Below are 12,760 nucleotides of genomic sequence, written 5' to 3' on the forward strand. Positions count from 1 at the left end.
TAAACCCCTTATACCTGCTTCCTTTTGAATAGTACATCTCTTTCCGCAGCTACCCCCTGGTAGGGAAGCAGCATTGCTATGGCCATTTCCGACCTCCATCCGTCTTCTGATGCAATTTCATCCCGGTTATACACCCGGAACTCATCCCCGCATCAAGTCCACCTCTACTTCAGTGCTTCTATAGGTACTTAGCGGGTGCTAAGCATAGCCTGGACGGAGCCTACGTAATGAAAAGGTAATGCTGACTATAATGACGGGTGTTCTTTATGCACTATAAACTTTATGCTTAAAATTCATACTATCTCCCAACTTTTCAACTTGATCCCGTATATTTAAGTAACAACTTCTTAACCAAAATCTATCGCCATGAAGTCATTGTACGCTATGACGCTGGCGGGCGCTTTCCTTTTCTTACCCTTTTTGCTGCTCGCTCAGAATCACATTATTACAGGTAAAGTAACTACCTCCGGCACAACCGAGGGGATACCCGGTGTCACTGTCCAGGTAAAGGGCCGTGCTTCGGGAACCGCTACAGGGGTAGATGGAACTTACCGGCTCACAGTACCCGATGCCAACAGCATCCTCATTTTTACTTCAGTAGGCTACCTGTCGCAGGAGCAACCATTGAACGGACGCACCACAATCGATATCCAGTTACAACCCGATACCCGTAATCTGGAACAGGTAGTGGTAACTGCTATGGGTATTAAAAAGGAAAAACGCGCATTGGGATATGCGGTCCAGGATGTAAGTGGGGCCGACCTGATGCAGTCTAAGCAATCGAATGTAGTGAATGCACTGCAGGGTAAAGCGGCGGGTGTACAGATTTCCAGCGGAGGTGGCGCACCGGGACAAGGGTCCCGTATCCTGATCCGGGGAATCAATTCCCTGGATCCCAGCAGGAATAGTCAGCCCTTATTTATAATAGATGGTATCACCATGGATAATGAAACCGATGTTGTTGGTAATAATGAAACCCGGGGCATGAGCAACGGAGCCGCAGATCTGAATCCCGACGACATAGAAAGTATTTCTATCCTGAAAGGAGGTGCAGCAACCGCCCTGTATGGCTTACGTGCAGGTAACGGTGCGGTAATCATCACGACAAAGTCCGGTAAGGCGGGGCGGATGAGAGTCAGCTTTAGCACTACTGCCGGCTTTGAAAGGATAGGTAAAACCCCCGATGTACAAAATACCTATAGTCAGGGTAACAATGGCATATACGATAACCAGAGCTTCTGGCCCTCCTGGGGACCAACGGTGGCGGATGCACGTAAACTCGACTCCACCCATCCGGAAGTGTTGTACGATAAATACAAGCAAGCCTATAATACCGGCAGCCAGTTCCGTAATACCCTGGGAATCTCCGGTGGCACTGAAAAAGTCGTATATGCAGCATCGTTATCCCAGTTTAACCAGAACGGGATTCTCCCTTTCAGTAACTATAAAAACTACTCGGCCAGGGTGAGTGGTAGTGCGCAGGTAAGCGAAAAATTCAAAATGGGCGTTTCCCTCAACTATATTAACTCCGGCGGTAACCGTGCTAATTTTGACCGTTACGGAGAGCAACTGGTGTACTGGTCACCACGCTGGAACATACGCGACTATATAAAAGAAGATGGTACCCAGCAAACTTACGGAACTACAGACAATCCCATGTACACCGTGTATAGCAATCGTTTTGTAGATAACGTAAACAGGCTGATAGGAAATGTCAACTTTACCTATAGTCCATTCAAATGGCTGGACATCCTTTATAATGCAGGAACTGATACTTACAACAGTGGCATGACGCATGCTGCTCCAGGGCCCAAAGGGGTAGTGGGAGAAGTACCCAGCACCGACAACAGTTTTGGATTCGTAGATGAATATACCATCAACAAAAGAGCGCTTTCTTCTACGCTGATTTTCAATTTTAAAAATAAGATCAGCTCCAAACTGAGTTCCGACCTCAAAATCGGGCAGGATATCTATTCGAGAAAATTTAAACAGGTATCTGTCGAAGCAGATACCCTCGACATACCAGACCTGTTGATTCTGCAGAATGCGAAAAAGGTGCTGACCTCACAAAATCTCCAGAATTATTACCTGATGGGTATTTTCGGTGATTGGACCCTTAACTGGGATCGATGGCTATACCTCAACCTGACTGGCCGAACAGATATCAGCTCCAGTTTACCTAAAGCCAACCGTGCGTTCTTTTATCCATCCGTCAGCCTGTCTTATCTGTTTACAGAACATCTGAAAATTCCCGAAAGGATTTTATCGTACGGAAAACTCCGGGTTTCCTGGGCCAGGATTGGGAAAGACGCGGTGCCTTATAATACCGGTTCCGGTTATATTCCACTCGTAGATGGTCCCATCGGAGGCTCCGCTATTGGCTGGACCCGCGACGACCGGCTGGGAGATCCTAACCTGAAACCTGAGTTCACCAATACTTTTGAAACAGGAGCGGAGCTGCGTTTTCTCAATAACCGTTTAGGCGTAGACGTGACCTGGTATACTTCCAAAAGTACAGATCTCCTCATCCCATTAAAGTTGTCGAATGCAACAGGCTACGAAGACTATTACACCAATATAGGATCCATTCGTAACCGCGGAGTGGAAGTATCATTAAATGCTACCCCGGTCAAAACAAAAAACTTCAACTGGGACATACGGATCAATTTCTCTTCCAATCATAACGAAGTACTTAGTCTTGGCCAGGGCCTTGATGAAGTCGATGTTGCGGAGCATTTCGGATACGCCGGTTCTACCGCTACCATGAAATATATTAAAGGCTACCCGGTAGGTGCCATCTTCGGTAGGAGTTATCAGCGGTATTACGGCAGCGACAAGGAAGACCCGCTGATGATCGATTACAGCAAACCAATGATCATTGGGCAAACAGGCAGCAGTGCAGGCTTCCCTTTGATCAACAGCACACAGAAATACCTGGGCAATTCCCAGCCTAAATGGATCGGTAGCATTACCAACACCTTTAATTATGGTCCGTTCAGTTTATCTGTATTGATTGACACCCGGCAGGGCGTCAAAAAATATAATCAGCTGGCTAACTTCCTGGCAGCCTTCGGTGAATCTGCGGTTACGGCCAACCGTTTTGACCAGACAGTATTTCCCGGTGTACTGGCAGATGGCTCTCCCAACACACAGAAAGTATACCTACAGCAGGCAAAGGGACCTGATGGACGTAACTATGGTGCCGGATACTATCGCAATGTATATCGTGGGGTAACAGAGAATTTTGTGGAAGATGCTTCCTGGATCAGATTGCGCACCCTGAGTTTTACCTATCAGATTCCAGCGTCTCTGTTGAGTGCCACCCACCTGATTTCCGGCGCCAGCATTACGCTTACAGGTAACAATATATGGCTGCATACCAACTACACTGGCTTTGATCCGGAATCCAGTTCAAATAGCTCCGGTAGTAATGTGGATGCTTTTGCAGGGTTCACGTACCCGACTACACGTAGTTTCCTGGCCACCCTTCAAGTTACTTTCTAAAACTGCTGATCATGAAAAAACTACTCACTATATTAATATATGCATCATTGCTGGGCATACTGCTCCAGGGCTGTAGCAAATCGCTGGATATCAATAATAACCCGAATCAGGCTACTGTGCCACCGTTGAATGGTTTGTTGGTATCCGCCACTTACCACACCGCCACCAATGTATACCGGGTGAGCAATATCACCTCTTACCTGGTGCAATACCTGGCATCACCCAACGCCGATGGTGCTACAGATACGTACCAGTCTACTGACTACAGCACTACCTGGAAAAATCTATATGATAACATGACCGACATTCATGATATGATAGACCAGGCAAGTAAACAGGGGGCTGCCCGCCATGTGGGCGCTGGTGAAGTGATGATGGCCATCAACCTGGAAATGCTGAACGACTTATGGGGCAGCGTACCTTATTCCAGCGCATTCAATGCACATATTATTCAGCCACCTTACACGGGGGATGACAGTGTGTATATCTACTGCTTATCCTTACTGGATGATGGTATCCTGCAGCTGAAAAAAACGGATACCAAATACGAACTGGATGCTTCCAAAGACCTGCTTTTTGGTGGTAATACCAGTGCCTGGATAAAAACCGCTTACGCCATTAAGGCACGTATACTCAATCATATCTCTAAAAAGGGTACCTATAATGCTGCTGGAGTATTAGCCGCACTGGCCAATGCGTATACCGCCAATGCAGATGATGCACAAATGCTGCAGTTTCAGTCGCTCAGCCTCTGGAATCAGGCCGCCGTTAACAACGCCAATAATAGCCTGGATGGTTGGCTCAGCGCTCATTTTGTAGATGCACTCAATGGGAAGACTTACGGCGTATTTGATCCCCGGTTGCCGCTGATTACCGATACCACCAGGTTTGGAGATTATCGCGGCACCATCAACGGTGCTGGCCGGGTAGGATCAGGTACCAATAAAGAAGAATGCTACCTTTCACTGAAAGGCTTTTATTCAGGGCCCGGCGCCCCTTTGCTGGTTGCCACCTATGCTGAGTGCCGGTTTATTACCGCCGAAGCAGCATTCAGGAGCGGTGATAAAAAGACCGCTTATGATGCTTATATACAGGGTATTACCGCGAACATGGATAAGGTGGGGGTGGATACCGCAAAGCGGAATGCTTACCTCCGGAATCCCGCAGTGGGCGTGGGTGAGGGGGCTATTACACTGGACCTTATTCTGAAAGAGAAATATGCCGCACAGTTCCTGCATCCGGACACCTGGAATGATGCCCGTCGCTATGATTATAAATACAAAAATTTCAATCTCCCTGAAAATGCCCAGCTGACAACATTTATCCGGCGGCTGGCTTATCCGGATACCGAGAAAAGCCGTAACGGCGCTAATATGCCTTCTGTAAAATTAACGGATCATATCTGGTGGGACCAGTAGGAGAATTACGAATTTCAAATTACGAATTACGGATTGCAGAGGAGAAGCTCATTCGCTTACATCTTCTCAGTAATCCGTAATTCGTAATTTGAAATTCGTAATTCTATTACCAGCATTAATGGAAGAAGTAGTAGCCCAGCAGTATCGCGCAGAGCATGCCGAAGAAATCAGCGATGAGACCTGCCGCCAGCGCGTACCTGGTCAATTTAATATTAACAGAACCAAAGTATACCGCGAGTACATAGAAAGTAGTTTCCGTAGTGCCTTGTATAATGCTGGCCAACTTGCCGACAAAGGAATCCACGCCATGTGTTTTCAGGATATCTACCATCAGCGCCCGTGCACCACCGCCACTCAGCGGTTTCATAAAGGCTACCGGTAACGCAGGTACGAAATCAGTGTTGATTCCCATCCAGGCAAATAACATCCCGATGCCGCTGGTAATAAAATCCAGACAGCCGGTTGTACGGAATACGCTGATCGCTACCAGCATACCCACCAGGTAAGGAATGATCCGCACAGATACCTGGAATCCTTCTTTAGCGCCTTCAATAAAGGCATCATATACATTTATCTTTTTTGCCATACCTGCCACCAGGAAGGTAATAATAATCGCAAAAATGATCGCGCCACCAAGAGCAGCGGTTTTAGGGCCTATCTCTGCCGGAGGCAGACTATTTACCCAGAACCATAGCAGGGCCATGATACCAGCAAATATGCCCAGGAAGATCAGTACCGGCAGCTTGAACAGGTTGATCCGCTGAAAAATGGAAACGGTGACCATGCCCATGATAAACGCCATAAAGGTGGAGATGACCGTGGGAATGAAGATATCTGCGGGGTTGGCGGCACCAGCTGCCAGCCGGATGGCGATCACCGAAGTAGGAATCAGCACCATACCCGCCGTATTCAGTACCAGGAACATAATCTGTGGATTACTGGCTTCTTCCGGTTTGGGATTGATCTCCTGCAATTCCTTCATGGCCTTGAGCCCCATAGGAGTGGCGGCATTGTCCAGTCCCAGCAGGGTGGCGGAAAAATTCATCATCATAGACCCCATTGCCGGGTGCCCTTTGGGTACATCCGGAAATAATTTCGAGAAAAAAGGATTGACCAGTCTGGAAAAGCGGTTGATCATACCGGCTACTTCGCCTATCCGCATGATTCCCAGCCATAGCGTCATGATTCCGGCCAGGCCCAGGGAGATCTCTGCACCGGTTTTAGCACTGGCAAACATGCCGTTCATAATGTCCCCGAAAACCGATGCGTCCTGTAAAACTACCGACTTGAAAACTGCTACAACAAATGCAATAAGAAAAAATCCCAGCCATACGTAGTTTAATGCCATTAGATTATTGGTTTATTCAATCAACAAATAAACTAAAATAAACCTATCTTTGCGCAAATTTTAAAAAATGGCTTTGCAAGTTGGAATTGTAGGATTGCCGAATGTAGGAAAATCGACTTTGTTTAATGCGGTGAGCAACAGCGCTAAGGCGCAGGCCAGCAACTACCGCTTCTGTACTATAGAACCCAATGTGGGACAGGTGGATGTGCCTGACGAACGTATGTATAAACTGGAAGAGCTGGTAAAACCGGAACGCGTAGTGCCTACAACTATCGAGTTTGTGGACATTGCCGGCCTGGTAAAAGGCGCCAGCAAAGGAGAGGGGTTGGGTAATAAGTTCCTCGCCAATATCCGTGAGGTAGACGCTATTGTACACGTGATCCGCTGCTTCGAAGATGAAAACATTCTTCGGGAAGAAGGGGAAATTAACCCGGTGAGCGACAAAGAAATCATTGATACCGAGCTGCAGCTGAAAGATCTGGATAGCGTGGAACGTAAAGTATCCCGCACAGAGAAAATGGCGAAGACCGGTGGCGATCCTAAAGCAAAAATAGAATTTGAAATACTGAAAAGATGCCAGGAACACCTGGAAAAAGGTCGTAATATCCGCGAACTGGCCCTCAGCAAGGAGGAACGTGTAGCGATTGCCGACCTGTTCCTCCTCACCGAAAAGCCCGTTTTATATGTGGCCAACGTAGATGAGGCTTCTCTTCACACAGGTAATAAATACTCACAGGCCCTGCAGGAAGCTGTGAAAGCAGAACATGCTACTGTGATCGTGATGAACAACACCATTGAAGCCCAGATCTCCGAAATGGACGAACCGGCTGATAAGGAACTGTTCCTCAGTGAATATGGTTTGACTGAACCAGGCCTGAACCGCCTGATCCGTTCTGCCTACAACCTGTTGGAGCTGATCACCTATTTCACTGCCGGCGTGCAGGAAGTACGTGCCTGGACCATCCACAAAGGCTGGAAAGCACCACAGGCTGCCAGCGTAATCCACACAGATTTCGAAAAAGGATTTATCAAGGCAGAAGTAATTGCGTACGAGGACTACGTAAAATACGGTTCTGAATCAGCTGCCCGCGATAACGGACGCCTGCGCATAGAAGGAAAAGAATACATTGTTGCCGATGGAGATGTGATGCACTTCCGTTTCAACGTTTAAGATACTTCATGAAAATATCCGTGAAGGTTACAACACTCGACGGGTCGGATTTATTCCGGCCCGTCACTATTTAACCCCCTAACGTCCACGCATATATAATTTTTATCCACGCTTTCCAATTTGTCCTTCCAATTTGTAATTCTTTTATTAGCTTAGCCGACTATTATTAATGTTAGCTCATGCGAATTGTCAGGAACGTAAAACTCTTTTTCCGGGAAGGAAACTCGGATAAGACCTATGAAATTGACCTTTGTGAAGTTGGCCCGGAACAGTATCTTGTTAACTTTAGATACGGAAAACGGTTTGGAACCCTGAAGGATGGTACCAAAACGGTAAGCCCTGTAGCACTTACCGCCGCCACTACTATATTCGATGCCCTTGAAAAGGAAAAACGAAGCAAAGGCTATCTGGGAGAACAGGAAGCTGTTCAGGATTTATCATTTGTACCGGTAGATACTACCCTGGTTACAGATGTAAAACACCGCGCTGTTTTAAGACGCCTGCAGGACGCCATAGAAGGCATTTCCAGTTATAAAACCAACTGGAAAACTTCACGCGTCATCTGGAAAGCAGGAGAATGGAAAATAAAAGAAGCTGTACCCTACCTGATAAAACTGGTAGAGAAAGGAGATGCATTGCAACGCTATTCCGCACTGTGGGCATTGGCCAAATGTGCCGATCCCGCTGCCATCCCGGTACTTCGTTCCTATGCGGATAATGGCTCCTGGCCGCTGAATATCCGGATGCTCGCGGCCAACGGCCTGCTCCTGGTATTGCCACCGGAAGAACGTAGCGCACATGTACTTTCCTATTTACAACGCCTCCCTGAAATATTCCAGGCCACTATCGGCTCCAATGATGTAGCCGCCCTTTTCAATTTGTTACAGGAAAGAGTCCTCACACAACAGCAACTGAACTATCCGTTGCTGGAAGATCTGTACCTGGTAGCTTACGAAAACAGAACGGTCGCCCAGGTCATGGTAGCACTGTTACACCAGTTGCCATTAAGACCATCCTATTTCCAGCATATCCGCCACATTTTTAAACAGGCCGAATTGCGGGATGATCAGGGAATGGTGGCGTTGCTGGCTGCCAGATTTGAACGGGAAGCCTCTATGTTCGTAAATCCCGGTGCCAGAACCGACTACGATGGAGAAACAGTGGTGCCTAAAGTGTTTATACCGGAACTGGAAGAGTCCTTCCAGGCCGACAAAGAACTCAAGCGCCCCACCAGCAAACTCGCGTACTCCGACAGAACACGTGCATATCTGCATCGCCGCGTGTTGCGCCAGCTGCAGCAATTCGGGGCAGCTGATGATATGCAGTATGTTCGCCTCTCAACGGCGCTGCTGCTGCAATACGAAGAGGAAAGAGATGCGACAAAGGAATACCAGTCCCGCGATTACGGATATGTGAATGGCCGGTATGTTACCATCTATAAACAATTCCCGGCTAACTCCCGTGCGGTATATCTTAATTATATACTGCGTGGTAATGCACCCAACATGCTTTTGTTGCCCGGCAACAAAGAATGGATGTTCAAAGAAGAGGATGCTGCGGAAAAGAATAAACAGGTATTGGGTGCCAATCCGGATGCAGTCAAAAATCAGGACAAGAATAACCTGTTGAAGAAGTTATTCGGCTGGCTGGGTGGAGCAGAAAAAAATATTACCACGGCAGCGGTGCCACCAGAATATCAGGCGGAGAAAGCGTCGGTACGTCCTGTGAGCGATGTTCCGTACCTGCACTTATGGCAACAACTTCCGCAGGCTTTCATCCAGTTGCTGATTTCTGCACGGATGGAAGTAGTACATATTTTTGCCATGGAGCAACTGAAATCGCATCCCGACTATCGCAGTCTGAAAGATAAAATGGATGAAAAGGTGATTGCCGGATTATTGGCCAATCCCTTCAGCATTCCTTCTATGTTTGGTCTGGAACTGGCAAAGGAAAGGTATAACCCTGCGAAACCAGAACTGGGCTTATTTTATGTATTAATAAAAAGCCCGCTGGAGCTGGCACGTATACAGGGGCTGCAATGGATCAGCGAAAATCAGGCGATTTGTTTCGGGGATGCTGACTTCCTCATGCAGCTGATCTTTTCACCCTATAAAGAAGTACGCAACTTTGTGCGTAAGCAGCTCAACGAAAGTTATCTGCCATTGGACAAAGCCCGCATACTCAGCACTAAGGCTATCCAGGGTCTACTGGAGCTGAAAACAGCTACAGATGCAGGGAACGACAACCTGAATGATGCTTGCAGTATCATTGAATACTTCTGCCGCGAAGCACTAACGGAAACGGGTATACCGATAATAGAAGACCTGCTGAAAAGCCCGGTAGCTGCCTGTCACGCCTTTGCTGCCAGGTTACTGCTGCTCAAACAGGGACATTTCAATTATACGGAGATATCAGATGAGCTCTTACAAAACCTGCTGAATAATACTTTCCAACCCGTAAGAGCAGCTGGCGTGGATATACTGAGCGCCATGGGGTCGAACGAATTGCTGGCAAGACCTGAACTGATACTCCATATTGTATTAAATACGTACACGGACGTACGAAATGCGATTCGTCCGTTGATCAGCCAGTTGGTGCAGCAGGATAATCGCCTGGCGATATACCTGGTAAATGAGCTGGTGCCACGACTGATGCGTAAGGAAACCGCGGAAGGCATGCATGCTGATATTGCGGCGATCCTCAGTAATGAACTGGTCAATTATTTACAGGATGTAGATACCGCCACTGCTTTGCGCCTGTTATATTCCAATTACAGATCCGCCCAGGAGTTTGGGCTCGTAGTGTTGGACAAGTATATCCCTGCACAGGCATTGTCGCTGAAACAGGTGATTGCTATCGGCAATCACGAATTGCTGGGTGTAAGAGAATGGAGCTGGAATTTCTTCCATAAAAATATTGAACGCATCCGTTATGAACGTGATGCCGCTATTGGTTTACTGGATGCAAAATGGGAAGACACCCGGCAAAATGCCATGGAGTTTTTCCGCACACAGTTTGGGGAAAATGACTGGTCGCCGGAAACACTGGTTGCCGTAGCAGACAGCGTAAGACCGGATATACAGGCTTTTGGCAGGGAATTGCTGATGCGTTTCTTCCGGGAAGCAGATGGCAGCACTTACCTCATGAAACTGAGTCAGCATCCCAGTGAGTCCATGCAGTTGTTTGCCACCAATTACCTGGAACGTTATGCGGCAGGGAACCTGGATTACCTGCAACAGCTGGAACCCTATTTCCGGATAGTACTCAGCCGCGTAAATAAAGCCCGTGTCGCCAAAGAAAGAATCTTCGGATTCCTGGAAAAGGAAGCCGGGAAATCCGCGGAGGCCGCCACCTATATCGGACATATCATTGCTCATATTTCTGCTACGGTGGCCATTGGAGACAAAGCACGCTGTATTGACATCATGCGCAACATACAGCAGCAATATGCCGTTGAACTGCCTATTCAGATATTGCCAACAGCGATCAGAGTATCTTAAAAAGTAATCCATTTTATGTTATTTAACTACAGATATAGCGGCAACTCCCAGGTGTACAGCAATGCCACTTCTGCAGGCATTTCATTTGCACCGGATACCCGCCGTGACCCGACTTTCTTTGTGGGCAAGCTGCATAAAAAAATAGCTTTCCGTGAAGCCATATCTGCCCTGCACGATGTAGTGGTGTCTGATCTGCGCTTTAAACCCAAAGACAAAACCGCCTACAAAGAATGGGCTGCCCAGCAGGAATCAATCTGGCTGGCAGAGTTCATGAACCAGTACGATGCAAAAGCAGCCGACCAGCGCATAGACGCGCTGAGAGGAGAACTGCAGGGTATTGCACAGGAAAAGGATAAGGTCATGGGGCCGTTTTACAAAGCACGTAAACAATATTTCGACTTTTTATATCAGAAAGACCGCGATGCCTGGTTTGTACTGGATCCCGTTATTAGTGTGCATCCGGATGAGCTGTTCTTTGAATGTTTCAGTCAGGATGAATCTACTTATGGCAAACTGAGCGCCAGCTACAACGTATTCAAGGAAGTGAACGAATTTGAATGCGGCACTACCAATATTGATTACTCTGCTGCTTTATATAATGAGTTCCAGAAGATCAGGGACTATAAGGAAACAGATTTCAAAATCGATCCGGGAGGCTTCCAGGTACAAACTTCCCAGGAAGAGCTGTACCATGAAGTAAAGATAGATTTGCCGGATAGCTGGGTAAGAGGATTTCTGCAGGTAAGTTCAGCGATGACATTACCCGCTGCCAGCTTTGACCTGCATCCAATGGATGTATACAATTTCTGCTCCTGGCTGCGCAGGTTTAAAGAGAAAAAAGGACCCCGTTCCATTCGTTTTATACTGGAACCCGGCAAGCCGGTACGTGCTGTATTTGAACCATGGAATCATGAAATCGTATGTGCGAGATCGTTATACACCGGTCCACAGCGCAGAGAAATCAGGATATGGGGGAGAAGGAGAATGCTGATCCTGGAAAGACTGATTCCGATTGCCCGCAAATTCACAGTGCATCTTACCGGGAACGGATTACCATCTTTTTATGTAGCAGACCTGGGCGATATGCAGTTTACACTGGGCCTCAGCGGATGGACAGCCAACGACTGGTCACGTGCCGGTCAGTTTGACCTCATGGCGCCCAGAGCAGCAGTAGATGATACCGCCAAACTGAAAGTGTTTGCGGACCTGAAGACAAGATGGATGGCAAAACCGGAAACGATTGTTGCGGCTACAGGATTAGATAAAGCAACCGTATTGGGCGCATTGGGGATTTACACGCAGGCAGGTAAAGTCATCTTTGATCTGCATACCGGCTTTTACCGTTTGCGGGAACTCAGCCGGGAACCATTGCCGCTGGATGAACTGCGTTTTTCCAATCCGCAGGAAGCAGATGCCAACAGGTTTATAAAAGAAGGAAAGGTAACGGTTGCCGCGACAGACATTCCTGGTGTTGGTTTACAACTGAAAGGAAATGTACAGGCACCACATCGTGTATACCATCCCGTTATAACCATTGATGCTGATGAAAGATTAAGTGAAGGGCATTGTGATTGTAATTTTTATGCTTCGAATAAATTATACAAAGGGCCCTGCGAACACATGCTGGCACTGCGTATAGCGCATTCGGAAAGTAAAGCGGTAAAATAATTTTCGGGGGAGATATTTTATTTTCCGAAATTATTTTCTACCTTGCTGACTCGTTAATAACAAAGATCTTTGTAAAGAGGAATTGATTGCACTTGCGCCCGAAAAGGGACGAATGATGTTTCGTCATTCAGGTATTTTGACTATACATGCT

The 12,760-nt window shown here is 47.3% G+C and carries 6 protein-coding genes; 5 read left to right on the forward strand and 1 reads right to left on the reverse strand.

Annotated elements, in window-relative coordinates; genetic code table 11:
• The first annotated feature begins 366 nt into the window (after window positions 1-366).
• Both AB4Z08_RS27735 and AB4Z08_RS27740 read left to right on the forward strand, forming a co-directional pair.
• Window positions 367-3,504, forward strand: a complete 3,138-nt coding sequence (locus tag AB4Z08_RS27735; RefSeq protein WP_441577042.1) for a SusC/RagA family TonB-linked outer membrane protein — start codon at window positions 367-369, stop codon at window positions 3,502-3,504.
• A gap of 11 nt (window positions 3,505-3,515) precedes the next feature.
• On the forward strand, window positions 3,516-4,922 hold the full coding sequence (locus tag AB4Z08_RS27740) for a SusD/RagB family nutrient-binding outer membrane lipoprotein (protein ID WP_441577043.1): 1,407 nt from the start codon (window positions 3,516-3,518) through the stop codon (window positions 4,920-4,922).
• A gap of 115 nt (window positions 4,923-5,037) precedes the next feature.
• On the opposite strand, the gene AB4Z08_RS27745 is transcribed toward AB4Z08_RS27740, so the two are convergent.
• Window positions 5,038-6,270 (reverse strand): nucleoside recognition domain-containing protein, encoded by a 1,233-nt coding sequence (locus AB4Z08_RS27745; RefSeq protein WP_441577044.1) that lies wholly within the window; start codon window positions 6,268-6,270, stop codon window positions 5,038-5,040.
• A gap of 67 nt (window positions 6,271-6,337) precedes the next feature.
• Between AB4Z08_RS27745 and ychF the strand changes: the two genes are divergently transcribed.
• The 3 genes from ychF to AB4Z08_RS27760 all read left to right on the forward strand — a co-directional run bounded on the left by ychF (window position 6,338) and on the right by AB4Z08_RS27760 (window position 12,609).
• On the forward strand, window positions 6,338-7,441 hold the full coding sequence (gene ychF / locus AB4Z08_RS27750; protein ID WP_441577045.1) for a redox-regulated ATPase YchF: 1,104 nt from the start codon (window positions 6,338-6,340) through the stop codon (window positions 7,439-7,441).
• Window positions 7,442-7,620: 179 nt separating this feature from the next.
• Window positions 7,621-10,941, forward strand: a complete 3,321-nt coding sequence (locus AB4Z08_RS27755) for a HEAT repeat domain-containing protein (protein ID WP_441577046.1) — start codon at window positions 7,621-7,623, stop codon at window positions 10,939-10,941.
• 15 nt (window positions 10,942-10,956) lie between these two features.
• On the forward strand, window positions 10,957-12,609 hold the full coding sequence (locus AB4Z08_RS27760; RefSeq protein ID WP_441577047.1) for an SWIM zinc finger family protein: 1,653 nt from the start codon (window positions 10,957-10,959) through the stop codon (window positions 12,607-12,609).
• Window positions 12,610-12,760 lie beyond the last annotated feature (151 nt).

Origin of the sequence: Chitinophaga sp. RAB17 (assembly GCF_052114225.1) — a bacterium.
In the GTDB taxonomy this organism is placed as follows: domain Bacteria; phylum Bacteroidota; class Bacteroidia; order Chitinophagales; family Chitinophagaceae; genus Chitinophaga.

Bases quoted from the DNA above. Each gene is read 5' to 3' on its own strand.
- AB4Z08_RS27735 (WP_441577042.1), top strand. From the start codon at position 367: ATGAAGTCATTGTACGCTATGACGCTGGCGGGCGCTTTCCTTTTCTTA.
- AB4Z08_RS27740 (WP_441577043.1), top strand. From the start codon at position 3,516: ATGAAAAAACTACTCACTATATTAATATATGCATCATTGCTGGGCATA.
- AB4Z08_RS27745 (WP_441577044.1), bottom strand. From the start codon at position 6,270: ATGGCATTAAACTACGTATGGCTGGGATTTTTTCTTATTGCATTTGTT.
- ychF (WP_441577045.1), top strand. From the start codon at position 6,338: ATGGCTTTGCAAGTTGGAATTGTAGGATTGCCGAATGTAGGAAAATCG.
- AB4Z08_RS27755 (WP_441577046.1), top strand. From the start codon at position 7,621: ATGCGAATTGTCAGGAACGTAAAACTCTTTTTCCGGGAAGGAAACTCG.
- AB4Z08_RS27760 (WP_441577047.1), top strand. From the start codon at position 10,957: ATGTTATTTAACTACAGATATAGCGGCAACTCCCAGGTGTACAGCAAT.